The sequence below is a fragment of the Marinomonas posidonica genome (assembly GCF_043643765.1).
Classification (GTDB): Bacteria; Pseudomonadota; Gammaproteobacteria; order Pseudomonadales; family Marinomonadaceae; genus Marinomonas; species Marinomonas posidonica_A.
In genome coordinates, this window is record NZ_JBHZSP010000002.1 from 322,887 (window position 1) to 349,403 (window position 26,517).

32 protein-coding genes are annotated in these 26,517 nt (G+C 44.6%); 15 read left to right on the top strand and 17 right to left on the bottom strand.

Annotated features, from left to right (window positions below; translation table 11 throughout):
* Positions 1 to 22: 22 nt before the first annotated feature.
* The gene (locus ACHUFM_RS03640) at positions 23 to 634 is read right to left on the bottom strand and encodes a KilA-N domain-containing protein (RefSeq protein ID WP_394179654.1); all 612 of its coding nucleotides are present in this window, start codon (positions 632 to 634) and stop codon (positions 23 to 25) included.
* Positions 635 to 1,089: 455 nt separating this feature from the next.
* Here ACHUFM_RS03640 and ACHUFM_RS03645 point away from each other — a divergent pair, with 455 nt between their 5' ends.
* From ACHUFM_RS03645 to ACHUFM_RS03655, 3 genes are all read left to right on the top strand, one after another.
* Positions 1,090 to 2,187 carry a nucleoid-associated protein gene (locus ACHUFM_RS03645; RefSeq protein ID WP_394179656.1) on the top strand — a complete coding sequence of 366 codons (1,098 nt, stop codon included), beginning with the start codon at positions 1,090 to 1,092 and terminating at the stop codon, positions 2,185 to 2,187.
* Positions 2,184 to 3,164 (top strand): GTP pyrophosphokinase, encoded by a 981-nt coding sequence (locus ACHUFM_RS03650; protein ID WP_394179658.1) that lies wholly within the window; start codon positions 2,184 to 2,186, stop codon positions 3,162 to 3,164. The genes ACHUFM_RS03645 and ACHUFM_RS03650 overlap by 4 nt, the downstream gene beginning before the upstream one ends.
* 134 nt (positions 3,165 to 3,298) lie before the next feature.
* Positions 3,299 to 3,655 carry a hypothetical protein gene (locus ACHUFM_RS03655; protein WP_394179659.1) on the top strand — a complete coding sequence of 119 codons (357 nt, stop codon included), beginning with the start codon at positions 3,299 to 3,301 and terminating at the stop codon, positions 3,653 to 3,655.
* Here ACHUFM_RS03655 and ACHUFM_RS03660 read toward each other — a convergent pair.
* Positions 3,652 to 4,818, bottom strand: a complete 1,167-nt coding sequence (locus ACHUFM_RS03660) for a tyrosine-type recombinase/integrase (RefSeq protein WP_394179661.1) — start codon at positions 4,816 to 4,818, stop codon at positions 3,652 to 3,654. The two genes, ACHUFM_RS03655 and ACHUFM_RS03660, sit on opposite strands and share 4 nt — an antisense overlap.
* Positions 4,815 to 5,345 (bottom strand): hypothetical protein, encoded by a 531-nt coding sequence (locus ACHUFM_RS03665; protein ID WP_394179663.1) that lies wholly within the window; start codon positions 5,343 to 5,345, stop codon positions 4,815 to 4,817. Before ACHUFM_RS03665 ends, ACHUFM_RS03660 begins: the two co-directional genes overlap by 4 nt.
* A gap of 99 nt (positions 5,346 to 5,444) precedes the next feature.
* On the opposite strand from ACHUFM_RS03665, the gene ACHUFM_RS03670 reads away from it, so the two are divergent.
* Positions 5,445 to 5,714: a hypothetical protein gene (locus ACHUFM_RS03670; protein WP_394179665.1), complete on the top strand. Its 270-nt coding sequence runs from the start codon at positions 5,445 to 5,447 to the stop codon at positions 5,712 to 5,714.
* Here the strand turns inward: ACHUFM_RS03670 and ACHUFM_RS03675 are convergent.
* Genes ACHUFM_RS03675 through ACHUFM_RS03695 form a run of 5 tightly spaced genes read right to left on the bottom strand, consistent with a single transcriptional unit; the run spans position 5,700 to position 7,780 of the window.
* On the bottom strand, positions 5,700 to 5,966 hold the full coding sequence (locus tag ACHUFM_RS03675; RefSeq protein WP_394179667.1) for a hypothetical protein: 267 nt from the start codon (positions 5,964 to 5,966) through the stop codon (positions 5,700 to 5,702). The genes ACHUFM_RS03670 and ACHUFM_RS03675 overlap by 15 nt on opposite strands.
* 16 nt (positions 5,967 to 5,982) lie before the next feature.
* Positions 5,983 to 6,231: a hypothetical protein gene (locus tag ACHUFM_RS03680; RefSeq protein WP_394179669.1), complete on the bottom strand. Its 249-nt coding sequence runs from the start codon at positions 6,229 to 6,231 to the stop codon at positions 5,983 to 5,985.
* Positions 6,228 to 6,581 (bottom strand): hypothetical protein, encoded by a 354-nt coding sequence (locus ACHUFM_RS03685; protein WP_394179671.1) that lies wholly within the window; start codon positions 6,579 to 6,581, stop codon positions 6,228 to 6,230. Before ACHUFM_RS03685 ends, ACHUFM_RS03680 begins: the two co-directional genes overlap by 4 nt.
* Positions 6,582 to 6,590: 9 nt before the next feature.
* Positions 6,591 to 7,331: a helix-turn-helix domain-containing protein gene (locus ACHUFM_RS03690; RefSeq protein ID WP_394179673.1), complete on the bottom strand. Its 741-nt coding sequence runs from the start codon at positions 7,329 to 7,331 to the stop codon at positions 6,591 to 6,593.
* A gap of 5 nt (positions 7,332 to 7,336) precedes the next feature.
* Positions 7,337 to 7,780 carry a phage regulatory CII family protein gene (locus ACHUFM_RS03695; RefSeq protein WP_394179675.1) on the bottom strand — a complete coding sequence of 148 codons (444 nt, stop codon included), beginning with the start codon at positions 7,778 to 7,780 and terminating at the stop codon, positions 7,337 to 7,339.
* Between the two features lie 98 nt (positions 7,781 to 7,878).
* Here ACHUFM_RS03695 and ACHUFM_RS03700 point away from each other — a divergent pair, with 98 nt between their 5' ends.
* Positions 7,879 to 8,181 carry a hypothetical protein gene (locus ACHUFM_RS03700; RefSeq protein ID WP_394179677.1) on the top strand — a complete coding sequence of 101 codons (303 nt, stop codon included), beginning with the start codon at positions 7,879 to 7,881 and terminating at the stop codon, positions 8,179 to 8,181.
* On the opposite strand, the gene ACHUFM_RS03705 is transcribed toward ACHUFM_RS03700, so the two are convergent.
* Together ACHUFM_RS03705 and ACHUFM_RS03710 are read right to left on the bottom strand one after the other, a co-directional pair.
* A complete protein-coding gene (locus ACHUFM_RS03705; RefSeq protein WP_394179679.1) occupies positions 8,178 to 8,423 on the bottom strand; it encodes a hypothetical protein in 246 nt (81 codons plus the stop codon). The genes ACHUFM_RS03700 and ACHUFM_RS03705 overlap by 4 nt on opposite strands.
* A 47-nt stretch (positions 8,424 to 8,470) precedes the next feature.
* Positions 8,471 to 8,656 carry a Cro/CI family transcriptional regulator gene (locus tag ACHUFM_RS03710; RefSeq protein ID WP_394179681.1) on the bottom strand — a complete coding sequence of 62 codons (186 nt, stop codon included), beginning with the start codon at positions 8,654 to 8,656 and terminating at the stop codon, positions 8,471 to 8,473.
* Positions 8,657 to 8,737: 81 nt separating this feature from the next.
* Here ACHUFM_RS03710 and ACHUFM_RS03715 point away from each other — a divergent pair, with 81 nt between their 5' ends.
* The 5 genes from ACHUFM_RS03715 to ACHUFM_RS03740 all read left to right on the top strand — a co-directional run bounded on the left by ACHUFM_RS03715 (position 8,738) and on the right by ACHUFM_RS03740 (position 11,171).
* The gene (locus ACHUFM_RS03715; RefSeq protein ID WP_394179683.1) at positions 8,738 to 9,382 is read left to right on the top strand and encodes a LexA family protein; all 645 of its coding nucleotides are present in this window, start codon (positions 8,738 to 8,740) and stop codon (positions 9,380 to 9,382) included.
* 150 nt (positions 9,383 to 9,532) lie between these two features.
* Entirely contained in the window at positions 9,533 to 9,841 is a 309-nt protein-coding gene (csrA, locus tag ACHUFM_RS03725) for a carbon storage regulator CsrA (protein WP_463514146.1), read from the top strand.
* Between the two features lie 53 nt (positions 9,842 to 9,894).
* Positions 9,895 to 10,359: a hypothetical protein gene (locus ACHUFM_RS03730; RefSeq protein ID WP_394179685.1), complete on the top strand. Its 465-nt coding sequence runs from the start codon at positions 9,895 to 9,897 to the stop codon at positions 10,357 to 10,359.
* Between the two features lie 12 nt (positions 10,360 to 10,371).
* Positions 10,372 to 10,797, top strand: a complete 426-nt coding sequence (locus ACHUFM_RS03735) for a hypothetical protein (RefSeq protein ID WP_394179687.1) — start codon at positions 10,372 to 10,374, stop codon at positions 10,795 to 10,797.
* 11 nt (positions 10,798 to 10,808) lie between these two features.
* Positions 10,809 to 11,171, top strand: coding sequence for a pyocin activator PrtN family protein (locus ACHUFM_RS03740; protein WP_394179689.1), 363 nt, complete (start codon positions 10,809 to 10,811; stop codon positions 11,169 to 11,171).
* On the opposite strand, the gene ACHUFM_RS03745 is transcribed toward ACHUFM_RS03740, so the two are convergent.
* Positions 11,158 to 12,300: a site-specific integrase gene (locus ACHUFM_RS03745; protein ID WP_394179691.1), complete on the bottom strand. Its 1,143-nt coding sequence runs from the start codon at positions 12,298 to 12,300 to the stop codon at positions 11,158 to 11,160. The genes ACHUFM_RS03740 and ACHUFM_RS03745 overlap by 14 nt on opposite strands.
* Positions 12,301 to 12,473: 173 nt before the next feature.
* Between ACHUFM_RS03745 and dusA the strand changes: the two genes are divergently transcribed.
* The 4 genes from dusA to ACHUFM_RS03765 all read left to right on the top strand — a co-directional run bounded on the left by dusA (position 12,474) and on the right by ACHUFM_RS03765 (position 16,356).
* Complete coding sequence (dusA, locus tag ACHUFM_RS03750) at positions 12,474 to 13,511, top strand: tRNA dihydrouridine(20/20a) synthase DusA (RefSeq protein WP_394179693.1); 1,038 nt, start codon at positions 12,474 to 12,476, stop codon at positions 13,509 to 13,511.
* A 5-nt stretch (positions 13,512 to 13,516) separates the two neighbouring features.
* Entirely contained in the window at positions 13,517 to 14,467 is a 951-nt protein-coding gene (gene tal / locus ACHUFM_RS03755) for a transaldolase (protein WP_063334106.1), read from the top strand.
* A gap of 107 nt (positions 14,468 to 14,574) precedes the next feature.
* Positions 14,575 to 15,087: a sugar O-acetyltransferase gene (locus tag ACHUFM_RS03760; protein WP_394179695.1), complete on the top strand. Its 513-nt coding sequence runs from the start codon at positions 14,575 to 14,577 to the stop codon at positions 15,085 to 15,087.
* A gap of 168 nt (positions 15,088 to 15,255) precedes the next feature.
* Positions 15,256 to 16,356 (top strand): PQQ-dependent sugar dehydrogenase, encoded by a 1,101-nt coding sequence (locus ACHUFM_RS03765; protein WP_394179697.1) that lies wholly within the window; start codon positions 15,256 to 15,258, stop codon positions 16,354 to 16,356.
* Between the two features lie 16 nt (positions 16,357 to 16,372).
* Here ACHUFM_RS03765 and ACHUFM_RS03770 read toward each other — a convergent pair whose 3' ends face one another.
* Genes ACHUFM_RS03770 through hrpA form a run of 3 tightly spaced genes read right to left on the bottom strand, consistent with a single transcriptional unit; the run spans position 16,373 to position 22,171 of the window.
* Complete coding sequence (locus ACHUFM_RS03770) at positions 16,373 to 17,413, bottom strand: GGDEF domain-containing protein (protein ID WP_394179699.1); 1,041 nt, start codon at positions 17,411 to 17,413, stop codon at positions 16,373 to 16,375.
* 6 nt (positions 17,414 to 17,419) lie between these two features.
* Positions 17,420 to 18,241 carry an MlaA family lipoprotein gene (locus ACHUFM_RS03775; protein WP_394179701.1) on the bottom strand — a complete coding sequence of 274 codons (822 nt, stop codon included), beginning with the start codon at positions 18,239 to 18,241 and terminating at the stop codon, positions 17,420 to 17,422.
* 57 nt (positions 18,242 to 18,298) lie between these two features.
* Positions 18,299 to 22,171 carry an ATP-dependent RNA helicase HrpA gene (gene hrpA, locus ACHUFM_RS03780; protein WP_394179703.1) on the bottom strand — a complete coding sequence of 1,291 codons (3,873 nt, stop codon included), beginning with the start codon at positions 22,169 to 22,171 and terminating at the stop codon, positions 18,299 to 18,301.
* Positions 22,172 to 22,338: 167 nt separating this feature from the next.
* Here hrpA and cysK point away from each other — a divergent pair, with 167 nt between their 5' ends.
* The gene (gene cysK / locus ACHUFM_RS03785) at positions 22,339 to 23,304 is read left to right on the top strand and encodes a cysteine synthase A (protein ID WP_394179705.1); all 966 of its coding nucleotides are present in this window, start codon (positions 22,339 to 22,341) and stop codon (positions 23,302 to 23,304) included.
* A 121-nt stretch (positions 23,305 to 23,425) separates the two neighbouring features.
* Here cysK and ACHUFM_RS03790 read toward each other — a convergent pair whose 3' ends face one another.
* The 3 genes from ACHUFM_RS03790 to ACHUFM_RS03800 all read right to left on the bottom strand — a co-directional run bounded on the left by ACHUFM_RS03790 (position 23,426) and on the right by ACHUFM_RS03800 (position 26,469).
* The gene (locus ACHUFM_RS03790; protein WP_394179707.1) at positions 23,426 to 23,671 is read right to left on the bottom strand and encodes a hypothetical protein; all 246 of its coding nucleotides are present in this window, start codon (positions 23,669 to 23,671) and stop codon (positions 23,426 to 23,428) included.
* A 138-nt stretch (positions 23,672 to 23,809) separates the two neighbouring features.
* On the bottom strand, positions 23,810 to 24,604 hold the full coding sequence (locus tag ACHUFM_RS03795) for a class II glutamine amidotransferase (protein WP_394179709.1): 795 nt from the start codon (positions 24,602 to 24,604) through the stop codon (positions 23,810 to 23,812).
* Between the two features lie 17 nt (positions 24,605 to 24,621).
* Positions 24,622 to 26,469: a VWA domain-containing protein gene (locus ACHUFM_RS03800; RefSeq protein ID WP_394179711.1), complete on the bottom strand. Its 1,848-nt coding sequence runs from the start codon at positions 26,467 to 26,469 to the stop codon at positions 24,622 to 24,624.
* Between the last annotated feature and the right edge of the window lie 48 nt (positions 26,470 to 26,517).

Here is a 26,517-nt window from a genome sequence, read left to right on the forward strand (position 1 = left end):
TCGCCCCTTGTTGCTCCCTGCTCTAACCCTCCCCGAAGTGTCTTCCTGTGGCGTTTTTGACGCGTTCGATGGTTTGGTCGACCCATGCAGGGCTGGTTTGGATTTTGGCGAGTTGTTGTTGGTAATTTCGGATGGTTTGGACCATGTCCATGATGTCCGTGGCGGAGACGACGGCGATGCTTTCGGTGATGCCCAAAGATTTGGCGACGTCGTTAATGAGTTTGAGCTTTTCGTCGTCTTGGATGGGGTTGGGTAGGCTTTGTTGCACCGGTTCGGGTTCTGACTGTTGTTCTGTTTGGGCTTGATCGAAGGCGCGGATGACCTCTAAGTGGAACTTGGGGCTGATCCACATGGCGTAAGCGTAAACCAGTTCTTTGCAGACATAGGTTCCTCTATTGGCTCCACCATGAACCGATTTTATTCCAAGACCCAAACTTGGGTTTTGGTTATTTCCTTCAAAGCAGGAATTACTGCTTTGCTCAATTTCTTGGATTAACGCTTTGGTTTGTGCGTTGGCAATAAATAAACTTGGACGATGTTTATTCTCTGCGCCAGCGGCTTTATGAAGATCATTAAGGGAATACAATCCGTCGAGTGTGCGGATATCTTTCGAAGAAATAGTTAGATGAGCCATCTATGGCCTCCTACGGTCTAAGTTAGACCACCTAAGCAAGGTTCCAATCTCATTAAGGTGGTGAGTCAATATCTGGGTTGGAACTACCGCCCGTAGGAACGGCCTAGCCGAAGCTAGCCCAAACAAAGACCCACCATAACAGGCGAATCTCGGCCACAAAAAAACACGCGGTGCGTGTTTTAGGCCGCTACGGTTCAAACGGGGTTCCAATCCCGACACTGGATTTTGCCAGTGTAGGGAAATAGTAGATCAGGAAGGCTGGGAGGTCAACTGACTAACAAAAGTTCACAATTCGGGTAAAGAAAATGTCAGCAAGGGGCTGACAAAGTGTGATGGGTCACATAGTATCGAATTAACAACTTAATCAATGACAATTTCGCGACAACCAAGGAAGGTGAAGCAATATTAAACCCTCCCCTTCTCTTAGCTTGTCAGCATACTAACAGAGAAGATTTATGCAGTTTTTGAACCCAGTAATTAGCCGTATTGTAATACATCAAATTTACAAAAAAAATAAAGATGAAAAGTTAAAAGAGCCCCCATTTAAAGGGACAGAACTGACTAACTTTGAAGACTCAGCAATGAGAAACTTCACAAAAAGATATGATGAGGCTATTGGCGAAAACAGCAGAGCGATTGAAATGCTTATAGATCTAGATAGAAATGATGCTGTTATCCAAAATGTTATTAAATCAATACACGATTCCGATGACGATTTTATAGACTCATCATTTGAAATAGCAAAAAAACTTGATAAGGCACAAGACCAACCAATACACAAACAAGGGATTGTTGTTGTTTTTACAGGGACATGTAACTACCCAGTAAGAGAGTTTCTAGGAATAATCAAAGCTGAAACACATAGCGGTTATGAAAAAATAAAAAATCCTAAGACAGGTAAAATTTCTTTAAAGTTTATAGAAGAAGTACTATTAACTCCGGGCACGAAGCTTTACAAAAGTGTAGCCTTCTTAAAAAAAATACAATATAACCCTAACGAAACTAACCTAAATAAAAACTGGGAAGTTTGGGTTTCAGATAGCCAAGTAAACAAAGCCGAAGGGAAAGCTGCCGCCGCATATTTTCTAGAAAAATTCCTTGGCTTTGTTTACCCTCAAACAAGTTCGAGAAAAACAAAAATCTTCTATGACACCACCTTACAATATATTCAACATTTAGACATTGAACAAGAAAAGAAAAATGACTACTTAAATGCCTTAACTACGTATTTAAAAGTCGACAAATCAAATATAATAGACCCTATTGATTTTTCCGAAAAATACTTTGATAAAGAAGATAATACAGGCTATCTAGAGCATCTAGAACAGATGGATATTGAAACCACTTCTTTCGTCAAAGATATTGAAAATATAAAGTCAAAGTTAAAAATCAGAAAACTTTCATTTAATGGAAATATCAAAATCATAGGATCACCAGAAGAATTTAAAGATAAGGTTTCCTTTGAGCCAATAGACGGTGAACCAGATAAACATGACAACATTCCTAAATGGACTAAAATAATCATTAAAGACGTCATCAAGAGCCAAGAATGAACGAAGAAGACTTTTTAGACTTATGGAAAAAAGACAAGCCTCGATATGAGGCTTGGGGAAACTATATACAAGAAAAAGTCTGTAATTCTCTTAAAAATCAAAATAAAAATCTCGATACCTTCTTAAAAATCCCAGTTAAATATCGTCTAAAAGAAGACAAGTCTATAGTAGACAAAGCGTTCAATAGAAATAAAAAGTATGGCAACCCCTATGAAGAAATAGAAGATAAGGTAGGTATTCGATTCATAGTTCTTTTATTAGAAGACATTAGAGATATTTGTAAAATAATTGATAATTGCGAAGACTGGGTTCATGACCCTTGCAGAGACTTTAATAAGGAAAGAGAAGATAACCCACTTCTATTTGACTACCAATCAATGCACTACATTCTTAGACCTGTAAAAACTTTAGTCATCGGTGAAGTAGAAATACCAGAAAATACTCCATGTGAAGTACAGGTTAGAACGCTACTTCAACATGCCCATGCTGAATTAACTCATGATGCTATTTACAAATCCAAGAAAAAAGTAAAAGCAAAAACTCATCGTAAAGTTGCTAGAAGTATGGCGCTAATAGAAACAACGGATGATTTTTTCGAAGATGTGAATAATGAACTTAATACATCCAGACTGCAAGAATTTCAGTTAAAAGAAAATCTAGATAACCTTTATCAAACATTGATTGGTGTTCCACCAAATTTCGAGAAGTCGTCTCTTATAATTTGGGATGCTTATGATGATATAATTGACGATAAATTATATTCTAAAATAGACAGACACTTACAAAAAAGACCAGACATAATAGAGCTTATAAAAGAAAAATCAAGAACAAAATCAATATATAGACAAGGGATTATTTTTTTCCTGACTTGGTTAGCCATGAAAAGGAGATCAGAAATAGAAAATAAGTGGCCTATCGCATCAGAAGTAATTGAAGAAATCGCATTGGATTGTGGCTCAAGCTATTTTAGAGATTAAAACCATAGTTTTTCCTAAACCAATTATTCGACCCAACATCTCATCCATTCAATAAATAAATATTCATAGTAGTTGAAAATAATAAAACCATCCGTATATAAATAAAACACACAAATAACAAAATAGGAAAAAATATGAGTGTATTTAAAATAGAAATTTTTAGCCCAAGATGGAAGCACAATGATACTTACACTATCGAAATGACTCCTGAAGAAATGACAATTACTATGCAAGTTAGGGCTGCTACTGCAGTCTGGAGAGAGAATCTTGACCCAGAATGGCAAGGTGAAACTCTTGAAAGGATAATGAGTAACGATCATATTCCAGCACCAGCCATCCTTCCCCAATTACTTGAACATGCATGGGAAGAATGGAGAAATGGCGATATAAACGATGCTCAATTACAAACAGAACTAGAACAACTAGCTAATTGGCTAAATATCGTTACAAAAAACAAACCAGATAGTCAGTTTTGGAGCAACTATTTTTAACCATTAGAAAAAATGTTAATAGTTCCCCCCCACTCCCCCAACGCTTTGCGCATCTGTTCTCTCGAATGGGTGTGCATGTAGCGTTTGTCCAGTCCGTCCCGTTCGTGGTTGAGTAGCATTTCCCCTATTACCCAGTCGATGCCCATGTCTTGCCAGCAGTCACGGGCGAGTTTGCGTATGTCGTGGCTGGTGAATTTGATGCCTAGGTCGTCACTCAAGCTTTGGTACCAACGCTCTACGGTGCGTTTTGCTATTGGGTTGGTGCCGTTGGCGCTGAACACGTAATCGCCTTGTTTGGGTAGGCTGTTGATGAGGTTCATGGCCTGTTGGGTGATGGGCAAGCGATGTTCGTTGCCGTTTTTGGTGTTCTCCGCAGGCAGATACCATTCCAACATCTTGTCCGAAAAGTGCGACCATTTGGCAAGGCAGGTTTCGCCTATGCGGGTGCCGTGGAGTAATTGGGTCATGAAAAACACGCGCTTCATGTGAGGCTGTCGGTTTATCGCGGCCACTAGGTTGGTTAGGTCATGCGGTTTGAGTTTACCGGGCTTGCTGTCTGGCTGGGTAGTGGTAAAGCTACTGAAAGTGATGTGTTTGATGGGGTTGGTACCAATCAGGCCAAGCTCGCTGGCGCGGGTAAAGGCGGTTTTGAGTACGCCCAGCACGCCTTTGATGGTGGACAAGGCATAGTCCCTTTGCATAGGCATGTAGAGCTGTTTGTACAGCAAGGCTTTGTTGATGTCGCCAATACGGCAGTCATGAAGCACGGCCAGTAAGTGGTTACCAATGTAGCTGGAAGCCGTAGCCGCGTACGATTCTGAGTAGGTTTTGTCGGCGTCTATGTGTTGCATAAACCAGAGCAAGACTTCGCCGCCGGTTTGGTAGGTGGCAACCGTGAGGCTGGCTTGCCGATCGGCCAGCGCGTTAGCACGAATGGCAGGAAGCTCGGCAAACAGACTTTTGGCACTCACCGCTGGCCACTTGGCGAGCTTGGTACGCTGGCGCTTTTTGCCTTTGTAAACCACATCGTAAAAGGTACCGCCAGTACGCGCCGCGTTGATGTAAAACTCCACGCGGCGGGTGTCGTATAGGTAGGTTTTGTTGCGTTTTAAGGCGGCTCGGATAGAAGCATCTGTGATGATTTTGGCAGAGCGTTTGGTCATGCAATGGCCTTGGCGTTTTGCTTTTCTCTGACTAGGCTAATGAGTTCTTTTTCAAGCCGTTTAATAAAGCGCTTGCGCCCTTCTGCCACGTTGTTGGCGAAGGTCTTTTCGCTCATGCTTTTGTGTGCGGGGCCAAGGCGCAGCTCGGCAGCAAAGACAGGCAAGCTGGCTGCGATACGAGCGTTGCTTAGCGGTTTGCCTTGTGTGGTTTTGCGCCCTTCGGCCAGTACCGCAGCAAATAAACATAGCTTTTGCATGCGGGATAAGTCTGCAAATAGCCAAGCAAAGCCTTTATCTTTGGCTGACAGCATGCGGATTTGTCGCATCATGGCGGCATTGCTTTCTCCACCACCCTGGAAGCTTGGTACCACGCCAGTTTGTAATGATTCACAAATGCGCCCTGTGTTGCCCACGCCTGTCCAACCGGCATCGGCTGAGCTGGCAGTCAGGTAGGTGATTTGGTCGTTGATGATCCGCCATCCTAGCGCGCCCAGTGTGTTTGGTTTGTCCCGGTCTAGCCAGCGCATGGTTTTTATTTCCTGTTTAAAACGTGGTTGATTGGTTTGGAACCTTGTTACTCTTACTGCTACATTTAAGCTCTACATAACATCAGAGGACGATTTTTTATGAGAACGAAAGAGCAACTTAAAAGCGCCAAAAAACTTCACTCTATTCAGAGCAATATCAACTTCAATATAGATCTGTTTGGTGATCATCTTGCCGAACGTGAAGGCTATAAAGTGCACGATGGCATTGACGCTATCCATTTCTATTTAGTTCAAAAGTACAACTGGACACCCGCCACAGTCAGACAATTCTCTTTCGACGACTTAGATTTCTTATTGAAAGAAGAAATGCATGGCTGGTCCGTGCCGAAAAAACTAAGAGATATCTGACAACTTTCTTTTTAGTGATTTAAGCTTTTCACGTTGGAGCTGGCGTTGTGCCAACTCCAACTTTAATTTCACTTTAAATAAATCACTTTCCAGCTTTTCAACTTTGTTCATTAAACTTCCCTGTTCCATTCTTGCGTGTATCGCTGCGGCTCTTAGGTGCATGCGATCTGCCACGCCAAAGCGATCCCATAACCACTTTACAAATCGCTGGCTAGGTGTGTTTTCCCAATGTTTGTATTTCTGCTTTTTCATTATTGGCTCCTATTTCTCATACTCCCACTGGCCGTGGGTAAGCGTTTTTCATAATCTCTGTAATTCGAATGGGATTAGTGATCTGCTCCCACTCATGGAACTCAACATCCACTAATTTCCATAACCCTTTATCATTCACTTTCAGGAAGGCGTAGACGCCCTTAAAAAAGTAAATGTAATTACAGTCATGTGTTGCATCTCTCCAGCTCGCAGTGACCTCAGTGCCATCGTCAAAGTGATAGCGAATTAGGTTTTCTGTGCTCATGTCGTAGCCCTTAACAAATCTTTCAACTGACTAACTCGCTCGCGACCAATGACACGACGTTGCAGTAATTCTCGCTCTGTCAGCTGCTCGCCAAAGCTAGGCGCTTCGATGACAACACGCTTAAATCGCTCACCTCGTTGCCATGCCTTGCACACGTCTTGGTAGATTTTGGTGAAGGCTCGTTTGCCAGCCCCAGTGTCGCGTCGACGCAGTTTTGAGAAACCGACTCGTCGCCCAGCTTCGTACACCGTATCGTGGCTTGGTTGCCAGTGTGCTAGGTCGTGTGAGTTGCTTGCGGCTTCAAAATACGCCGCTTCTGCGGTTGGGAATTCATCAAACAAATCGTACATGGCTCGCTCCTACCAGTTGGTATCGTGGATATTCGACAAGCTTTCGCTCACTTGCTGTTTGGCCGAGTGCAGCGGCGGCGGTCGCCCTGTGGCGAACTTCATGGAATTGCGCATCCACGTTCGCCATGCGGCCACCCAATCCGCCATGGTTGAGCCCTTGGCTCGGTGATGGTCCAAGAAATTATTGGTCTCGGTTCGCCAGTCGGTGGTGATTTGGTTCACCGCCAGCCAGTCGAGCATTCGCTGGTCAACGAGAAATTCATCCGGAACGCCAGAAGCCCGTTTTGATTTTTTGCGTTTGGGCGGAACGACCAAAGAATTGACTGGTTCTTTGACTGGTTCAAGAAAGTGACTGGTTCTGGGTGCAGCATTTGCACCCCCCCCTGGTGCAGCATTTGCACTAGGGGGTGCGACATTTGCACTAGGGGGTGCGACATTTGCACTAGGGGGTGCAGCATTTGCACCCCCATTGTTTACTGGCTTGGCGTCGAGATTCAGCACATAAACATTGGATGAATTCCCTTTTGCGCCTTTTCGAATGGTTTTCGTTAGCAAACCAGACTCTATCAACGAATCAATGTGACTTATCACGGTTCGTTTACCGATTTCACATTGATCTGCAATGTACTGATAACTTGGCCAACACTCACCATGATCATTTGCATTATCAGCGAGCTTAATAAGCACAAGTTTACGAAGTGGGTTACCTACCTTGGTCTTCATGGCCTTAACCATTAATTCCATACTCATGGCAGCTAACCTTTCATTTGCTTCATACTGTGTTTGAGCACCGATTCACGAAGCTGCATAAGCGCCTCGATGGCTTCGGTGATTTCCTTCTGGCATTCCTCTTGCTCTCGCATCGTCATGCGGCCGTCTTCCAGCGACTTATAAATCGCCTGAACCACATCGCCATGCTCTTTGCCCGCTTTAAAGGCCGACTCTAAGATGCCCAACACAGGCCCTCGCTCTTCCGTTTGCACGCTAAGCTCGACGCCCATTGCACGGTGAATAGCGTGATTACCGGTAATGAGTTGCAAGGCAACAGACTCCCGCAGAGTGAGTTTGTGCGTCTCTGATTGTGGGTTGGCCTTATTGATCAGAACTTGATGCCCTACCCCCATCAGCGGCGCGATGGCTTTCGCACCCATCCCAGAGTTATGGACTGTGTCGTATATCGCTTGGTCAATGTGATCCATTGTTTTCTCCTGATTCATTCAAACGCGTCCTTAACTTGAAGCCACGTTTTTAATGTTCTAAATTCGGTATTCCATTACTCATAAAGCAAGGAAAGCGCATGAATATTGTGATTCTCAAAGAAATCGGTACGAGCCTTCACGTTAGTAAAAGGCTCCCAAACATCTCTGGCCCTGTGCCCCGCTTCTTAGAAGTTCTTAACCTTCCAGCCGAAATTCAAATCGAACTCAAGGCTCCAGATGGATTTATTGTTGTCTCTGTTACCTACGAAATTGAGAACAACGTATTAATCCCCACCGTCGACTGTCTCCCCTTCCTCGGTGAAGAATCTATTCCTGACCTGATTAGAAAGTTCAGGCACTACATCGTGGAAAAAGCACCTGAGGAAGACGAAGAGGATTAGCTCTCTCTGTCTTTATTAAAAAATTCAGGCGTGATGGTGAGGTTTGTTATGTCTTTAAGGACAGCCTCAACCATTTTTTCTGTTTGAAATATTTGATCTCTGACCTTCGTATCACTTAAGCCGGAGCTTTGAAGCTTTAACCCTGCGGTGTTACAGGAATCTCTCAAATGATTCAAAGCCCGCACTACACGTACAGCGCTAGGGCAAATAATGACGCGGCGTATCTCTTGTTGTTCACTCATTGTTTTCTCCTGATTCATTCAAACGTGGTTTGCTTAAACACCGTTCGCTATGCTGATTTGGAATAGAATGCTGGGTCGTACTTCAATTCTCCATTGGTCAATTTCTCAATTCGAAGCGCTTGCTTCTCAGGAATAATCTCTCCCCATTGAGAAATTGAACTCGGAGATATTTTTAAAACGGCAGATAAATTTGTTTGACTACCAAAATGTTTCATCACTTTGTGTTTTAGCATTTCTTTACGTCCGACCTATTAAGTTTTCCTAAATATAAATCATTAGGAAAACTTAAGTCAACATAACTTAAGATAACTTACATGAAAACATTAGGCTCTCGAATTCGCGTCAAGCGAAATGAATTGAAAATTACCCAAATGAAGCTATCTAAATTGGTAGGGGTTTCTCACGTCACAGTCTCGCAATGGGAAAGTGACACGACAGCACCTAAAGGTGAAAACCTTTATAGACTTGCTCAAGTATTACGAACTCAAGCTAATTGGCTGATATCTGGCGTTGAATCTGATTCAGAAAGCAACGTTGTCGCGGCTCCATTCTTTCATGAAACCAAGAAGCTTCCTGTGATTAGTCATGTACAAGCTGGCTCTTGGACGGAAGCGATAGATTACCGAACTCTCGGTGATGATATTGAATGGGAAGATGCTCCATCAAACTCAGACGAAAATTGCTTTTGGCTAAAAGTCGTTGGAGATAGCATGACAAGCCATAATGGCATTAGCGTGCCAGAAGGAAGTTTGATTTTAGTAAACCCGAACATCCCCGCTGAAAACGGCAGCTTAGTTGTTGCAAAGCTAGAAGGTACAGATGAAGTCACTTTCAAAAAACTTGTACTTGATGCTGGTCAAAAATACCTTCGCCCTCTCAACCCCAACTACAAAGCTCTTGAAATCAATGGCAACTGCCGAATCATCGGTGTTGTGACTGAGTCGAAATTTAAGTTTTAATCATTCCCCCGGGATAGGGCAAAGATCATTTTTGCCTTATCTGTTAATCACAATATTAAGTTTTCCTAAAATTTATTTGACATTTGATTTAAGTTTAACTAAATTCACATTAAGCAAACTTAAATCAACAAACCAAAAGGATAGGAAATTATGTTAATTCTGACTCGACGCATTGGCGAAACCATCATGATTGGCGATGAAATCGAAGTAACGATTTCAGGCATCAAAGGCAATCTAATCCGCATTCGTACCGCTACCCCCGCCCTACTCACGCAAACTCGCAAGGTTGGACAAGCCATCAACATTGGCGACAACATCAGCGTGGAAATTCTGAGCGTAAAAGGCATGCAAGTTCGCCTTGGCATTACCGCACCGCGTGATATTGCCGTTCATCGCGAAGAGATTTACCTAAAAATCAAAGCCGAACAAGCCGGCACAGTTGCCAGCTTGGCACACTAAAAAATGAGCATGGATGCATCATTAAATCGCTGTTAGCCACACAAGGAGATACCATGAATACCAATCAATATAACTGGCAAGAAGACCTTACTGCTGGCCACGACCAAAACAGTCATCCAATTACCGTTCGACAGCTTATCGAAGCCATTAACGGCTACGAAAGCCTATGCACAATCGCCTCTATGTCTGACAGTATGCGGGATAACCTAGCTCGAGCCGCTGCAGAAAACTATCGAGTAAAGCAGCACAACGAAAGCCTGCAGCGCACCGTCAACCAACTTGAGCAGCAACTCAACTCTGCCAATGCTCGCATTAGCCAACTTCTAAATGAACACGCAGAATTTGATAACAGCAAAGCCCTAAACATTTTGGCCCAATATGCTGACCCAACATACTGGCGCAACCCCTACAACCAACATGGCGAGCTAAACACCCAACAAAGAAGCGTGTTCGCCAAAGGTTATCACGGCTATGAACTGGCCATGTCCGTCATCAAGACAACGCAACAGGTTGCGTAAAAGGAGGATGATATGAGTTTCGCAGTATTTGGAGTATCAAAAGAACTGGCAGAAAAACAAGCCAAAACACGCCTCGCTAACATTGAAAAAGCGGGAGCCAAAGCAGCACAAGAAATAGTCTCTAAGTGGAAGTTCGACAGACGACTAAGCAAAGTCGACATCGCGGTAAAAATCCTTGCCAATATTGGCGAGATTCCAGAAGAACCCTATCAAAATGCTTTGAATGAATTAGTAAGCCAGTACATGACAAAACTAACGCCAAAACAGATATCACCGCTGTATGGCGACCCAAAGCGCTGCAATGAATTCACCGAAATCGCTCGTAAATTTGGCGCCAGTCAAATTGGCTATAAACAATGTGTTCGTCTGGAAGACCCAAAACATGCGGGAAAATTCAAAAGCACATGGATAGACGTTCCACCACGTCTATTAAACTAGGGAGTATTGATATGAGTTCAAAAACACTATTTTTACTCATGGCTGAGTTCGAAGGGCGTGCTGCTGTAACACTTGAAGAAGCATTGCATTACACCAACTTCAAAACGCTGCACGAGGCCAATAAAGCAGCCAATTGTGGGGAGCTTCCCATTCCAGCCTTTCGAATGAGCAAGTCACAGAAGAGCCCCTACATCATTCATCTGGAAGATTTGGCCGAGGCACTGGACACAGCGCGCGAAGAAGCCAAACAACGCGCCTTACTGCTAAGTGGTAAAGCGCCTATTGCGGCAAAACCAAGCAAAAAGCAAAACCTAACGAAAGAAAGCCCTGTAAGACGGGGCCGACGCGTTCAAAGAGAAGCTATACCGGCTTAACTAAGCCGGCCTCTCCGAGGTTTCTTGCGGGTTCAAAATCGGCGTATTTATCAAACGCTTCCACTTTATTTAGATGCGTGTATCGCGCCAAATTATTCCACGAGCGATGTCCTGACACCATGCTCACTTGTGGTATGGTATAACCCAGCTCAAACAAGTGACTCACACCTTCGTGGCGCAGATCATGGAAGGTCAAATCTTCAATATTCGCAGCCACGCAAGACCGACGAAAACCCGAACCAATTGTTGATTCAGCGTACGGAAATACTCTAGGCTCTCCATCTTGCCTTGGTTGGCGTTTAATAATCTCGATCGCTCTATTAGGAAGATGCAACAACATATCGTTGCCCTTCTTTTTACGAGGGTGCTTCATGTCTTTGATCAACACCACACCTTCTGCAAAATCAATATCGTTCCATTCGATACGACAAATTTCACCCAGTCGACGAGTTGAAAAGATGGCGAACAATACAACATCGGCCAGTGGGGTTTTAAACACCGAGCTTCTGGACTTCCCATTCCTTTCTCGGTGGACATAATCACAAATACCGATTAACTCATCGAGTGATGGTCGACGTGTTCTGGCGGTTGAACGATCGATAATGCCCATCCGATTACCCAGCTCTAATGCGTCGTCTATCTCTTGTAAGTCGATAGCAACTGACCACGCCACCCTGGCATACTTTGCCAACACACGAATATAACTGATGTCTTGATTCACTGTAGCTGGTTTGGCGCCATCTTCATGGTAACGCTTACGAAGATACACCATTAAATCGGCCGAGGTCATTTCAGACAAAAAGACCTCTTTTAACAGTGGCTCTTTGCTCATTAGCATCATCGTACTGCGTTTGGTTTTGCCAAGTGGGATTGGTGCGTCTTCATGTTCAGACACATAACGCGCCATGCCCTCAGCAACCGAAAGCTGAACCAACGACTTGCCACTTTCTAGCTTGCGCTTAACTTCAGCTTCACGATTAGCTGCCCATAACTTAGCATTTTTAGAAGCTGATTTTCCTTCGAAACTCGATGCCTCACTAAAAACAACCTTGCCTCCACGAGAAATTCGAATTTGAGCAACGTGAACAATACTTCCATTTTTTTTAGTTCTAGTTTTAAAAGTTGCCATATTAATTTAGAAACCTGTAATTTTATGACATAATCAAACGCACTAAACGGTAACGAAGAATAATGTCTGGTATGAGACTAATTACAACGCGAAATGCTACAAAAAAAAATGTAGCAATCTTGTAGCATTATATTACCTAAAAGCCCAAATAACGACCCAAATTGACCCTATAAATGCTAAACGAAACCACAGACATTTTAAGCTCTAAGCCAGTAAAATCAGGCGATACAGTCGATAGACGCTTTTCCGTCGCACCCATGATGGATTGGACTACGTCTGATTATCGGGTGTTTGCGCGTACCTTGACAAAGAACACCTTGCTTTATACCGAGATGGTGACATCGGGAGCTTTATTAAAAGGCAATAATCCAGAACGTTTTTTACGTTATGACGATTGTGAACACCCTATTGCATTGCAATTAGGCGGTTCCAACGCTAAAGATTTAGGTCAATGCGCAGCCATGGCGGAAAAGTTTGGCTACGACGAGGTCAATTTGAACGTGGGTTGTCCGAGTGACCGCGTGCAAAACAGTTTGATTGGCGCTTGTTTGATGGCGCATCCTGACAAAGTTAAAGACGCCATGAAAGCCATGCAGGACGCTTGCAGCATTCCGGTGACCATTAAGCATCGTATTGGCTTGGATGAACAACAAGATTACAGTGTGGTACGTGATTTTGTAGGCGACGTGGCCACCACCGGGGTTAAGACCTTTATTGTGCATGCGCGTAATGCCATTTTGCAGGGTTTGAGCCCAAAAGAGAATCGTGAGATTCCGCCCCTTAAGTACCATTTTGTACATCAGCTAAAAGAAGATTTCCCAGACCTTGAAATCATCATTAACGGTGGCATTAAAACCATAGAAGAGTGCCAAACGCAGCTACTAAAAGTAGATGGCGTGATGATTGGCCGTGAGGCATATCACAACCCTTGGTTATTAAGCCAAGTCGACCAAGCCATCTATGGCAATGCGCCATTGGTAACAGACAGATATCAAGCATTGGAAGCATTTGTGCCTTATGTTGAGGAACAACTCGCACGAGGGGAACGTCTGCTTCATTTAACGCGTCATATTCTTGGCATTTTTCAAGGAGAGCCTGGCGGCAAACAATTCCGTCGCTGTCTTTCCGAAAATGGTCATAAAGCCGACGCAAACGTTAATGTATTATTAGAGGCCATTGATTTGGTCAAACATCATCAACACAAAGGATAAGAGCAATGAGCAACAAGTTATCTCAGTTAAAAGAGTTCACGACCATTGTAGCCGATACAGGTGACATCACGGCAATCAAAGACTTTTTGCCAGAAGATGCGACCACTAACCCATCTCTAATGCTAAAAGCCGCTCAAATTCCTGAATACGCCCCTTTTCTAGAGCAGGCGGTTGCTTGGGCGAAGACTCAGAGCGATGATAAAGCACAACAAATTCTAGACGCTGGCGACAAACTTGCGGTTATCGTTGGTACAGAAATCTTAAAATACGTTCCTGGCCGTATTTCTACGGAAGTCGATGCGCGTTTATCTTTTGATAAAGACGCGACGCTTGCCAAAGCACGTAAGTTGATCGCTTTGTACGAAGAAGCTGGCGTGTCTCGTGATCGTGTTTTAATCAAAGCAGCGTCTACTTGGGAAGGCATTAAAGCGGCAGAAGAGCTAGAAAAAGAAGGCATCAACTGTAACCTAACGTTGCTTTTCTCTTTTGCTCAAGCACAAGCTTGTGCTGAAGCCGGTGTTTACCTAATTTCACCTTTCGTCGGTCGCATTCTAGATTGGTACAAAAAGTCGACTGGTCAAGATTACACAGCCGAAACGGACCCAGGTGTTGTGTCTGTGACGGAAATCTACAACTACTACAAACAACACGGTTACAAGACGGTTGTCATGGGCGCAAGCTTCCGTAACATCGGTGAAATTGAGCAACTGGCTGGCTGCGACCGTTTGACCATCAGCCCAGCGTTGTTAGAAGAACTAAAGAAAGACGAAGGCGTATTAGAGCGCAAATTGGTGCCAACTACCGACGTGAAAGCTGCACCAGCTGCGATTTCGGAAGCGGATTTCCGTTGGGCAATGAACGAAGACGCTATGGCGACTGAGAAGTTGTCTGAAGGCATCCGTAACTTCGCGGTTGACCAACGTAAGTTGGAAGACACTTTGGCTTCTATGCTATAAGACGCGTTGTCGTTAAGTAGTGCGATTCTAAAAACGCGGCCTAGGTCGCGTTTTTTATGCCTGCTCAACGAGTAACACAGGATAAAACCAGTTAGGGTTTAGGCACGATGACAGAATTTGAAAAAATGATTAACGGCGAACACTTCAATAGCCTAGACTTAGCTCTTCGCCTAAAGCGCGAAGCCGCCCGTCTTGCCTGCGCTAAATACAATGCTCATCCTAGTAAAGGCAATCTCAGACACATTACTCGCCTCTTTGCACAGTCTGAACAAGTCATCATAGAACCCGGCTTTCAGTGTGATTATGGCAGCCAGATTTATTTGGGCAAAGGCGTGTACATTAACTTTCAGTGCGTGTTTCTTGATAGCGCGCCCATCCATATTGGTGACCAAGTGTTAATCGGACCAGCCGCGCACCTGTATACCGTTGACCATCCTCGTGAGTCCGCTGCAAGAGTCGCTGGCGAATGCTTTGCTCGTCCTATTCATATCGGCAATCGCGTGTGGGTCGGCGGTGGTGCCAAGGTTCTACCCGGCATTAGCATAGGGGATGACGCCATTATTGCCGCCAATGCGGTCGTTACTCGAAATGTTGCACAAGGTGAACGTTATTTTGGCTAATTCGCCGCAATTATGACCAAATTGTCACGCTTTTATTCGATAATGGACGAGGGGCTGAACACTTCATCAAACTAGGTAAGCAATCAGCAATACTAAAGGAAATGCCTTTCCTAGTGCGGTTTCTTTGACTATTTTCTATATACTGATCGAAAATTTTCAGGGGGCCAAATGCAATATTGGATCATGCTTTTTATCAGCTTATTATCGCTAAACGGATACGCCAACAACGTGTCTCGCGATGATCAGCACCTTAATGTCACGCAAGTTGCCGAATTTAACGGTATACCTTGGGGCATTAGCCTACTTAATGACCAATTTGCCATCATCACTGTCAAACAAGGTGAGGCGTATAAGGTTAATCTGACCAATGGTCAAAAGCAGGCTCTCAGTAACCTTCCCAAAGTCGATAGCCGTGGCCAAGGAGGCCTATTGGATGTCGCTAAATCACCCGACTATGCACAAGATGGTTGGTTGTATTTTACCTATGCAAAACCAACCGAAGCCGGCTCTGTTACCACGTTAGCAAGAGCCAAGTTAGACAATAATCGCTTTATCAACTGGCAAGATTTATTAATAAGCCGATCTGCCAGTGCAACCAGTAAGCACTATGGTGGTCGCATTACCTTTGATGATCAGCAACATGTATTTTTTAGCATTGGCGATCGCGGCGTTCGTGAAAATGCCCAAGACCTCCGCAATCATGCGGGCAGTATCATTCGTTTGAATCTGGATGGTAAGGTTCCAGCGGATAATCCATTTGTTTCTCATGCCAACATACGCAATGAGATTTGGAGTTATGGCCATCGTAATCCACAAGGCTTGTTTTATGATAATAATACCCAGACTCTCTGGTCGAATGAGCATGGCCCACGGGGTGGGGATGAAATCAACTTGATTCGCCCAGGCGCGAATTACGGCTGGCCAATTGTCTCTTATGGCAAAGAGTACTGGGGCCCTATAAGCGTTGGTGAAGGCACAGAAAAAGACGGCATTAATAGCCCGATAAAGGTGTACATTCCTTCCATCGCGCCCAGCAGTTTAATCCGATACCAAGGGTTGTTATTTTCCAACTGGAATGGCGATTTTTTGTCTACAGCGCTTGCCTTGAGACACTTAAACAAAATTCACGTTGAAAAAGATGGTTCCACCAAGGAAACCCGTTATCTTGAAGACTTGAATGAACGCTTGCGTTCCATCGCTCAAGACACTCAAGGGATTCTGTATTTAGGAACTGACTCTGGAAAACTACTAAAAGTGACCCTTCAGTAAGAAGACATTCTGACTTTTATAGCGAATCAATCACCACTCTATTTCGCCCTGCACCTTTGGCCTGATACAAACAGGTATCGGCCAAAGAATACAGGCGCTGGAAGGTCTCAGTAATTTGCTCAGAGGTGACCAAGCCAATGCTAACCGTATAATGGATGGAGTGACCTTGAAACATAAAAGGTGTGTCATGAATGTATTGGCAAAATGCCTCAGCCCAAGACTGACAAGTATGACTTGGTAGCCAAACACAAAACTCTTCACCGCCTAACCGGTATAAACTGTGATCTGCTTCACTAAAGGATCGCAGCCGCGCCGCAAAATCCACCAACAAAGCGTCTCCCGCATCGTGGCCATAAGTATCGTTTACGTCTTTAAAGTTGTCCAAATCCATCAAAACAAACCCCAACCCTTCTGCTGAATCTATCTTACTTTGCAATAGATTGTTGAACTTCGCATCAATGTTTCTTCGATTAGACAAACCTGTTAGAGGGTCTGTAGACGCAATCTGCCTGAGCGCCTCCAACATTCTCTTAATGACCGATTCCGCGCCGTGACTCAAGCCCCAAATAAAAGCATAAGCAAGCACTAAATTAATCAGAATGCCGCGCATATAACTTTCGTATTCGCCTTCAAAACGATTAATGATGATGGCTGAAACCATGGCTAAACATATGGCACTGAGCGACACGGCTACGCGCCGTCCTAACATCAAGTAGGATGCAACGGGAAAGATCAACACCCATACCTGTCGCCCCGAAAATAAAGGAGAAAAGGCGATGGAGGCAATAATCCCGCTAAAAAGAAAAGCGACGTAGAAAAGTACTGACCATTTAAAGAGAGACCAGTGTCTGGGCATAAACCAAACACTCACGGTAAACACGAGTAACACAATTTCCAATATCGCTAGTATGGTCTGACCAACGAACAGATTTAGTACAATCAGAATGGTGCTGGCCGCACCAATAACACACAAAAACCCTTTTAGTATGACTTCTCGAAAATAGTCGTCATTAAACCAAAAATTGATTGAAGTGGGTTTCCGGTTTATATCGGTCATTCCTCATTACTCCGACCAGCTACTCCCTGCATTGTCCTCTTGCCAACTAGAATCTTCGTTTCCCCAACTAGATTCGTCTTCGTCGCCCCAGCTAGATTCGTCATCTCCCCAACTGTCATCAGCATCGTTAAAGCGATCGGATTCCGGTTTTTGAGGAATGTTGCCATCATAAATTTCATAAGTACGGTTCTGTAAATACACATCGCGAATAAAACTGTATCGATCTCCAAAGATCATTGATTCAGCATTGAGTAATCGCGCCCGGGTTTCCACTACATCCAGCGCGAACAAGCCAAGTCTTTCATCAGAATTCACCGACAAATAACTGATACCATCATCATAGGTCATATCAAACACCCTACCCGTTCCATCTCGGACGGTGGATGGACCGAAGAAAGGCAAGACAAGATAAGGCCCCGACGACACTCCCCAATAGGCGAGGGTTTGACCAAAGTCTTCATCGTATTTTTTTAATCCCATTTCACTGGCAACATCAAAAATACCAAACCAGCCTGCCGTACTATTGATAATAAAACGCCAAGTAGACGATGCCGTCTGATCCCATTTACCTTGTAACAGATTATTGGAGATGTTGCCGATTTCGCCTAAATTGGAAAAGAAATTACTCACGCCTTTTTGCACTGGCGATGGCGTTACCGCTTTATAGCCTTTTGCTAAAGGCTTGAGCACCGCACCATCCACGGCGTCATTAAAGGAAAACATCGCCCGGTTGAACCCTTCCCACGGGTCTTCCTCAGTCGCCGCCCAAACAGATTGAGCCAACATCATGGCTAAGGCAAACAACAAGACATTGATACGATTAAGCATTTTTTTATCCCTGTAAGTGGAAATCTAGACTAGGTTTTACATTCTAGCCAATTTTTATTACACCAATTTTTTGACGTTTTGCCATTGTTTCGCAAGGCGTTTTTCAGAAATAGGCTCTAAGGTTCCAACCGACTGTGCAAACAAAGAAATCCGATACTCTTCTAACATCCAGCGATACTTCACCAATTCAGGATCGTATAGCGCTTTCTCATCATGAGCCTTTTTCTGCTTTTGATAAGTTTGCCACAATCCTTCTAACTCAGACACGAACTGATTCTCTTTATTCAAATGGTTTTGAAAGCGTTCCAAACGCACTTCAATGCCTTTGAAATACCTTGGCAATTGCCCCAACCAGAACAAAGGCGTGTTACCAATAAAACCAGGATAAATAAGTTGCCTTAATTGAAACTGAATATCGCCATAGATTCGTGACCATGGCAAAGGAATACTGCCCTTCATACGTTTCGCGACACCTTGATAAGAGGACAACACACGATGCAACTGTGTAGCCATCTCATTTGCCATTGAAATTAAGAGGCTCTTATTAGCCGTAACACAATGTTCAAAATCGTGTTTTGTGCGAGGTAAAGAACGACCGTCAAGAAAAACTTTGTCCAAAATGGCACTGAGCAAATCGTCCAATAAGGACTCTTTCGGACCCAAAGGCGAGAAAATCAACATAGACTCTCTTAGATGCGGCAAGTTCTTTTTCAGGTAACGCACGTCTTTACTCAACGTCAATTTAAGTAAGGTAATCACCCCTTTACGATGCGCTTCGGTGGCCGTGCTTTGATCATCAAACATTTTCAATGAGACGGTTTCACCTTGAGAGACCAAAGCCGGGAACGCCGTGACTTTGATCCCAGCTTGTTTAATTTCTTGGCGCTCAGGAATGCCTTGCTCCGGCCATTCAGTTAGATCAGCCACCTCATGTGCTTTAGTACCGAACTTAGCAAAGCTTTCTTCCACAAGGTCACTGAATTGACTCTGTAATTCGGCTAAGTCTTTGCCGCTGCCTAGCACCTTGCCACGTTCATCCACCACTTCCAGCCGCAATGTTAGATGAGACTCAAGCTTTTCCGCATTCCACTCATTCAATGGAATATCAATCAAGGTTTCACGTTTAATCTGCAAGCTTAACTGCTCAAGTAAATCGCCTTTCTCTTTCGATAAATTCGGGTAAATGCGGTCAACAAACTGCGGAATCGGCACAAAGCGACGACGTAACACTTTTGGCAGCGCACGAATAAGCGCCTCACAACGTTCTTTAATGTAGCCAGGTACGGCCCAACCTAAATCTTCAATGCTTAGCTGGCGCAGTAATCCCACAGGCACTTTCAAGGTGGCGCCATCGGTTGCCTTACCCGGTTCAAACTTATAATCGATGGGTAGCGCCACACCGTTCAAGCCAAATGTGTCAGGAAAAGCGACCTCATCCAAAACAACTTCTTGATTGATGAGATCTTCTTTCGTCATCATCAAGGCATCAGGGTGTGTCTTAACAAAATGCTCTAAGCTTTTCAGATTGCGAACTGTGTCTGGTAAACGTTGATCGTAGAAGTTAAATACCGCCTCGTCATCGACTAAGATATCGCGTTTACGTAATTTCGCCTCTTGTGTTTCCAGATTATCAATCAGAGCTTTATTGTGTCGATAAAAAGCCTGTTTGGAACGCAGCTCGCGCTCAACCAAACCGGTACGAATGAAAATCTCACGGGCTTCTTCAGGGTTCACGTGACCATAATCAATACGACGCTTCGCGACTATGATCAAACCGTATAACGACACCTGCTCATTGGCCATGACTCGACCTTGATTGGCCTCAAAGTGAGGGTCAAGGTACTGACGCTTAACAAATGGTGCGGCGTATTCTTCAATCCAAATAGGGTCAATACGCGCCACCACACGAGCATACAGTTTACTGGTTTCCACCAATTCCGCTGCCATGACCCATTGCGGTGGTTTTTTGAATAACATAGACCCTGGGAAGATAGACAGTTTGCGTGAACGACAACCAAGCATTTCTTTACTGTCGTCCATTTTATTCGCTACCTGAGTAAACAGACCTGCGAGTAAGGAGCGGTGGATGGCTTCATAATTTCGAGCATCACTGGCGCGATCTTTAAAGCCTAACTGTTTACAGGCAATCATAATTTGACGATGAATGTCTCGCCATTCTCGCATGCGCATAAAGTTCAAAAACTGCTTACGACAAAACTGTCGTAATTGGTTTTGTGATAAAACCTGACGTTGACCTTCATACCGTTCCCACAAATTCAAAAAGACGGCGAAATCCGAGTCCTCATCTTTGTCTTGCGCATGAGCCTGATCTGATTGCGTCTTCTTGTCTTGCGGTCGCTCTCGCGGATCGGCAATGGACAAGGCACTGACGATGATCGCCACATCCGCTAATACCCCATGTCGTTCGGCGGCGATTAAGATTCGCCCCAGTTTCGGGTCAATGGGTAATTTGGCCAGTTGTCGGCCAATGGGCGTTAAACGATCTTTTTTTAGTGCCCCGAGTTCGGTCAACGCTCGGTAACCATCGTTGATCATGCGCTTTTCAGGCATTTCAACAAATGGAAATTTTTCAACGGCGCCGAGCTTTAAGTTCGCCATTTGCAAAATAACCGAAGCCAAATTGGTTCGAAAAATTTCAGGGTCGGTAAATTCCGCACGACTGGCAAAATCCGCTTCGTCGTATAAGCGGATACAAATACCGTCCGCGACTCGACCACAACGGCCCGCCCTTTGATTGGCACTGGCTTGGCTGACCTTTTCGATGGGTAACTGCTGTACTTTAGAACGAACACTATAACGACTGATGCGCGCTAAACCTGGGTCAATCACATAACGAATGCCAGGGACAGTCAAAGACGTTTCCGCCACGTTAGTCGACAACACAATACGCCGCCCTGAATGAGGCTTAAAAATGCGCTGTTGTTCACTGGCCGTCAAACGAGCATACAAAGGCAGGACTTCGGTCGATCTCAGTTCCGCACGTCGAAGAATTTCCGCGGTCTCTCGTATTTCCCGCTCACCCGGCAAGAAGACAAGAATGTCCCCCGCTCCGCGATAACCCGACACTTTTTCTTCTGCGATCAGTAATTCCACCGCATCCAACACGCCTTGTTCCATACTTTGGTCTTCGTCTAAATCAGAATCCGCCTTACTTAGTAACGGCTGATAACGAATTTCCACTGGGTAAGTTCGTCCGGACACTTCAATCACTGGTGCATTATCAAAGTGCTGTGAGAAACGCGCCACATCAATGGTTGCCGACGTCACAATCACTTTAAGATCCGGACGCACAGCCAATACTTGTTTAAGATAGCCCAACAAAAAGTCGATATTCAAACTGCGTTCGTGGGCTTCATCTATGATGATGGTGTCGTATTTATAGAGGCGTTTATCTTGTTGTATTTCAGCCAACAAGATACCGTCAGTCATCAGTTTAATTAAGGTATTATCAGAGCTTTCATCACTGAACCTAACCTGAAAACCCACCTGCTCACCGAGCTCAACACTCAGCTCATCCGAAATGCGTTCGGCCACACTGCGCGCGGCAATTCGTCTTGGTTGAGTATGACCGATGAGCCCAGCTCGACCACGACCAGCTTGCAAACACATTTTCGGTAATTGGGTGGTTTTACCTGAGCCCGTTTCACCAGCGATGATCACCACTTGATGTTCTTGAATGGCGTTAATAATTTCGTCAGCGCGAGCGGCGACTGGCAAACTCTCATCGTAAGTTATGGTCGGCATAGCGGCCAGCCGCGACTGATAGCGGGCTTTTGAAGTGTCGATTAAGTCCGTCAATTCATTAGATAATTTATCGAATGGCTGACCGTCTTTTTGGCGCTTTTGAATTTGCTCTTGCTTACGGCTAATACGATGACGATCTCGCGTCATCACAAGATGATTTTGCATGGTTTCCAAAGAAGTATCCTAATTGATTAGGGTGTTAGGAGCGCAGAAAAAAAGTAAGGCGCTCCGTATTCTATCGATATAGTTGGAAATTCTAACATTAATCCCAATGAAGAGGTTATAGTGAAACAAATCTACCCGATTCATAAAGACGAAAAAAGGATAATGCTATGTCTCATCAAGTATTTGAAGATAACTCGCTTACCATTGGCAATACACCGCTTGTACGTTTAAATCGCATTGGTAATGGCAACATTTTCGCAAAACTCGAATCTCGTAATCCTGCTTTTTCTGTAAAATGCCGTATTGGCGCGAACATGGTTTGGGACGCCGAAAAGAAAGGCCTGCTGACCGAAGGCAAGTCTATCGTTGAACCGTCTAGTGGTAACACGGGCATTGCATTGTGTTTTGTCGCCGCTTCTCGTGGCTACCCCATCACCATTACAATGCCAGCCAGTATGAGCCTAGAGCGCCGTCAGGTGATGAAAGCATTGGGAGCGAACATTGTCTTAACCGAACCAGCTAAAGGCATGAAAGGCGCGATAGAGAAAGCACAAGAAATCGCCCAAGACGACAATTTCGTGCTGTTACAACAATTCGACAACCCCGCCAACCCAGAAATTCATGAGCAAACCACTGGGCCAGAAATCTGGCAAGACACCAACGGCGACATTGATGTGTTCGTGGCCGGCGTTGGTACAGGTGGCACCATCACAGGTGTGAGTCGCTACATCAAGAACACGCAAGGCAAAGCCATTACCAGCGTGGCGGTTGAACCCACCAGCTCGCCAGTGATTACGCAAACCTTAAAAGGTGAAACGCCTACGCCAGCACCTCACAAAATCCAAGGTATCGGAGCGGGTTTTGTGCCTAAAAACTTAGATTTATCGATGGTTGATCTGGTTGAGCAAGTAGACAATGATGATGCCATTGCGATGGCGAAACGCTTAATGCGTGAGGAAGGCATTTTGTGCGGCATTTCATGTGGTGCCGCCGTTGTGGCCGCCGAGCGTTTAAGTCAGCAAGCAGCCTACAAAGACAAAAAAATCGTTGTGGTATTACCTGATTCAGGTGAACGTTATCTATCAACCGCCTTGTTTGAAGGTGAATTCAGCGACAACGAATTAGTTCAATAAGCCTTTTCGTTTAAACCTCTTTGGCTTACACCAAACAAAAAAACCGCTTAAGCTAAACCTAAGCGGTTTTTTTTTATCCTTTCAGACAAACGGCTGAAGAGGCACTGTGCTATACATTAGTTTAGTGTTTACGTGGTCCATAGCGAACAATGTCTTTACCATTTTCAAACACGTCACCAGACACCCAACGCCCTAATAAAAGCTGCTGATTATCATCCAGAACGGCCACAAAAGGACGGCCATTACTGTTGTTGGTGGCCAGCGCCAAACCAGCAACATTGTTCAACCCCATGCCACCGGATTCAACGGCCAATACAAAGGCTTCCAGCTCTTCTAATGTGCTGATTACGTCATTGTCATTTATCATTCTGTTTACTCTGTTACTGTTCAAATGCCGCAAGGATACCAGTTATTAGTGATCAAATAAAAAGTTCCCGCCCATGATGATCATCAAAGTGGACTTTTCACCAACTGAGCAGTCCCTACGATCATGTCATTATTACGCTTAGACGGCTGATGCTGGGCTTTTTATCTGACAGACAACTTCACCACCATCAAACACACACAACTCACCTTCTTGCATTTGTTGCCAGGTTTCGTCTTGTGTTAACGGCTGAGTTGCAATGACCGTCACCACGTCTTTATCTGTGGTCACTTCTTGGAAATCCACAATAACGTCTTCATCAGACAAACTGGCTTTCTTAAAGGGGGCCCGACGGGTAATCCAATGCAGCTTGGTTGTACAGAAACAGTAGAGTCGTTTGCCATCCGACAGCATCATGTTAAATACGCCACGCTCTTTTAACTGCAACGCCAATTCAGATAAGGCTTGCGATAAACTTTCGACCTCAGGCTCAAGGCTATCAAAGCGGCGTTGAAGTTGTTCAATAATCCAACAAAAAGCCCGTTCGGAGTCGGTACTACCCAATGGGTGTGTTTTTTCGATCGCCAAACTCTCAGCTGACTCCAATTGACCATTGTGAGCATAAGACCACGTTTTACCCCACAACAAACGACTGAACGGATGGGTATTAAGCAAACACACAGCACCGACATTTGCTTGACGAATATGACTAATCACGATGTCACACTTCAGTGAGGTATGACTCATTACCTCGGCCATGTCAGAATCGGCACTCGGTCTAGGGTCGTGAATGGCCCACACATCGCCATCTCGATACATCGCCATTCCCCAGCCATCTTTGTGTGGTCCAGTGCGACCACCGCGGGCTCTTAGCCCAGAAAAACTAAAACAAATATCCGTTGGCACATTGGCACTCATGCCTAACAATTCACACATGCTCGCTTATTTCACTCTTATTTGGACGCATTCTTACGAATACGTCGATACAACAACACACCCGCCACAATCACCGCCAATCCAGCAACATTTAGTGCCGCATACATAATCCAATCGGTCGGTGTCATGGTGTCTACTTCATCCATCACGTCTTCTTTTTCTGTGGCAGGTAATTCAGTCGGTTCAGTATCAACTGATGCTTCTACTGGTTCTTCATTCTCTTCGACTACGGAAATGGCCGGTGCAACCACCACAGGCATAACTTCTCGATTAGTCGAATTGGAAGGCGAAAGCAATAAACTCTTAGCGGCTTGCTCACCAACACCAACCGTCGCGTCAGCCTCACCTTGGCGATCAAAGTGCCATTCCGGTGTTTGATATTCAAATCGTAAACCCGCTTGAGTCACGCCAGACAGTTTGGCACGTACCATCACATGATCATCTGGCGACACCGGCATGACTTTTTCCCAATACCCCTGTCCGATAAGCGGCATCTCTTCTGTTCGTTTGCCACCATTTTTATCCGTAAACTCCAACACAACATTAGAACGCAATAGGTTGAGTTTTAAGTTCACTGGCGTAGCCGTAAAGGCCACCAGATTATCGCTCGGTGTTGAGCCCTCAAATTCAATCGCTGGGTGCACAGTAAAAAACTGACTCAGCTGACGCTTGAATGTCTGACCGTCCACTTCACTGACCAGTTCATAATTGCCTGCTAGGCCAATCCCTGCCAAACGAATTTTAAATTGATCGTTGGCTTTAGGCACATCATAAGACAGGACTTCTTCTTTTTGCTCTCCACTCAAACGATACAAGGTTTGCTTAACATTCACTAAATCCAATAACTGTGGATCTTGCATTAACAAACCGTCCAAAAAGAGGCCAACCGAAGAATATATCTCTTCGTTTGTAAAAATAACGGGAGAAATTTTCGTTGCTCGCGCACTCAAATCGGTAATGATACGAACGCTACTACGCGATAAGTCGACATTTTTAACCTGCCAAGTACCAGGCAAAGGATCCTGCACACTGATTAAGGTGTAATGGTCCGCCGACGACACCGACACATTAAAGCCCCCTTTAATCGGCAGTAACGAGTTATCAGGTAAAATCACCTCGGGTAATTCGCCTTTTTCATGAAATACCACAAGAGTTAATTCATCGATGGCTTCATCCACCACAAACTGATTACCATTCAAAGGCAATTCATCGGAAGGAGAAGCTTGCGAGAAAATACGGTCGAACGTGTCTAACAAGTCCACTGGTACGGCCACTTCTGTGTGAGTTGCATTGGTACGAAGAGACAAGTTTTCTAATAACGCTTTATCGGTATAACCAGTCATGGAGATGGTGTGCAGATGGATATCCAACAGCTCAAGTTGCTGTGACAGTTCATTGAGTATGCGATCGCGAGACGCTTTGTTTATTGCCTCATCTAAACTAATGTCCACCATACCATCAGTGACGAGAATCCAATGACGATCAAAACCTGGCTCTAAACCACCCGCGTCAGGGGTATCGAGCAATAGCTTAATAATGGCTTCAAGATCGGTTTTAACGTCTTGGGTCAGGTAACTGTTAACATAATTGGCGACTCGAGCCTTAGTCTGAATATTCACTGGTGCTTCAGGCACCAGCACACGCGGTGTTTCCCCAAATAACCAAATACCTAAGGTGGCTTTTTCATCTGGTGCGAGATTGGAAATAAGGCGCAATGCCTCGGAAGTGAGTTTATCTGGATCACTGATCAGCATACTGCCAGACGCATCGACAATGACTCGAAATTGCGCGTCAGCTTTCGCAAGAGGCACCCAAAAAGTTAATGAGGCCAATAACAACACTGTACTTAACTTCAACCACTTCACGTCTGCGAACTCCTTGAATCACACTGCTGCTATTGACCAACCAATCGG

Coding starts and splice junctions, on each gene's coding strand:
- ACHUFM_RS03675 (WP_394179667.1), bottom strand. CDS start 5,966: ATGAAAAAGCAGAAATACAAACATTGGGAAAACACACCTAGCCAGCGA.
- ACHUFM_RS03680 (WP_394179669.1), bottom strand. CDS start 6,231: ATGAGCACAGAAAACCTAATTCGCTATCACTTTGACGATGGCACTGAG.
- ACHUFM_RS03670 (WP_394179665.1), top strand. CDS start 5,445: ATGAGAACGAAAGAGCAACTTAAAAGCGCCAAAAAACTTCACTCTATT.
- ACHUFM_RS03740 (WP_394179689.1), top strand. CDS start 10,809: ATGAGTTCAAAAACACTATTTTTACTCATGGCTGAGTTCGAAGGGCGT.
- cysK (WP_394179705.1), top strand. CDS start 22,339: ATGTCTCATCAAGTATTTGAAGATAACTCGCTTACCATTGGCAATACA.
- ACHUFM_RS03645 (WP_394179656.1), top strand. CDS start 1,090: ATGCAGTTTTTGAACCCAGTAATTAGCCGTATTGTAATACATCAAATT.
- ACHUFM_RS03760 (WP_394179695.1), top strand. CDS start 14,575: ATGACAGAATTTGAAAAAATGATTAACGGCGAACACTTCAATAGCCTA.
- ACHUFM_RS03655 (WP_394179659.1), top strand. CDS start 3,299: ATGAGTGTATTTAAAATAGAAATTTTTAGCCCAAGATGGAAGCACAAT.
- ACHUFM_RS03650 (WP_394179658.1), top strand. CDS start 2,184: ATGAACGAAGAAGACTTTTTAGACTTATGGAAAAAAGACAAGCCTCGA.
- dusA (WP_394179693.1), top strand. CDS start 12,474: ATGCTAAACGAAACCACAGACATTTTAAGCTCTAAGCCAGTAAAATCA.
- ACHUFM_RS03745 (WP_394179691.1), bottom strand. CDS start 12,300: ATGGCAACTTTTAAAACTAGAACTAAAAAAAATGGAAGTATTGTTCAC.
- hrpA (WP_394179703.1), bottom strand. CDS start 22,171: ATGCAAAATCATCTTGTGATGACGCGAGATCGTCATCGTATTAGCCGT.
- ACHUFM_RS03695 (WP_394179675.1), bottom strand. CDS start 7,780: ATGGATCACATTGACCAAGCGATATACGACACAGTCCATAACTCTGGG.
- ACHUFM_RS03795 (WP_394179709.1), bottom strand. CDS start 24,604: ATGTGTGAATTGTTAGGCATGAGTGCCAATGTGCCAACGGATATTTGT.
- csrA (WP_463514146.1), top strand. CDS start 9,533: ATGTTAATTCTGACTCGACGCATTGGCGAAACCATCATGATTGGCGAT.
- ACHUFM_RS03730 (WP_394179685.1), top strand. CDS start 9,895: ATGAATACCAATCAATATAACTGGCAAGAAGACCTTACTGCTGGCCAC.
- ACHUFM_RS03735 (WP_394179687.1), top strand. CDS start 10,372: ATGAGTTTCGCAGTATTTGGAGTATCAAAAGAACTGGCAGAAAAACAA.
- ACHUFM_RS03685 (WP_394179671.1), bottom strand. CDS start 6,581: ATGTACGATTTGTTTGATGAATTCCCAACCGCAGAAGCGGCGTATTTT.
- ACHUFM_RS03715 (WP_394179683.1), top strand. CDS start 8,738: ATGAAAACATTAGGCTCTCGAATTCGCGTCAAGCGAAATGAATTGAAA.
- ACHUFM_RS03710 (WP_394179681.1), bottom strand. CDS start 8,656: ATGCTAAAACACAAAGTGATGAAACATTTTGGTAGTCAAACAAATTTA.
- ACHUFM_RS03775 (WP_394179701.1), bottom strand. CDS start 18,241: ATGCTTAATCGTATCAATGTCTTGTTGTTTGCCTTAGCCATGATGTTG.
- ACHUFM_RS03690 (WP_394179673.1), bottom strand. CDS start 7,331: ATGAGTATGGAATTAATGGTTAAGGCCATGAAGACCAAGGTAGGTAAC.
- ACHUFM_RS03665 (WP_394179663.1), bottom strand. CDS start 5,345: ATGCGCTGGCTAGACCGGGACAAACCAAACACACTGGGCGCGCTAGGA.
- ACHUFM_RS03765 (WP_394179697.1), top strand. CDS start 15,256: ATGCAATATTGGATCATGCTTTTTATCAGCTTATTATCGCTAAACGGA.
- ACHUFM_RS03640 (WP_394179654.1), bottom strand. CDS start 634: ATGGCTCATCTAACTATTTCTTCGAAAGATATCCGCACACTCGACGGA.
- ACHUFM_RS03705 (WP_394179679.1), bottom strand. CDS start 8,423: ATGAGTGAACAACAAGAGATACGCCGCGTCATTATTTGCCCTAGCGCT.
- ACHUFM_RS03660 (WP_394179661.1), bottom strand. CDS start 4,818: ATGACCAAACGCTCTGCCAAAATCATCACAGATGCTTCTATCCGAGCC.
- tal (WP_063334106.1), top strand. CDS start 13,517: ATGAGCAACAAGTTATCTCAGTTAAAAGAGTTCACGACCATTGTAGCC.
- ACHUFM_RS03770 (WP_394179699.1), bottom strand. CDS start 17,413: ATGACCGATATAAACCGGAAACCCACTTCAATCAATTTTTGGTTTAAT.
- ACHUFM_RS03790 (WP_394179707.1), bottom strand. CDS start 23,671: ATGATAAATGACAATGACGTAATCAGCACATTAGAAGAGCTGGAAGCC.
- ACHUFM_RS03700 (WP_394179677.1), top strand. CDS start 7,879: ATGAATATTGTGATTCTCAAAGAAATCGGTACGAGCCTTCACGTTAGT.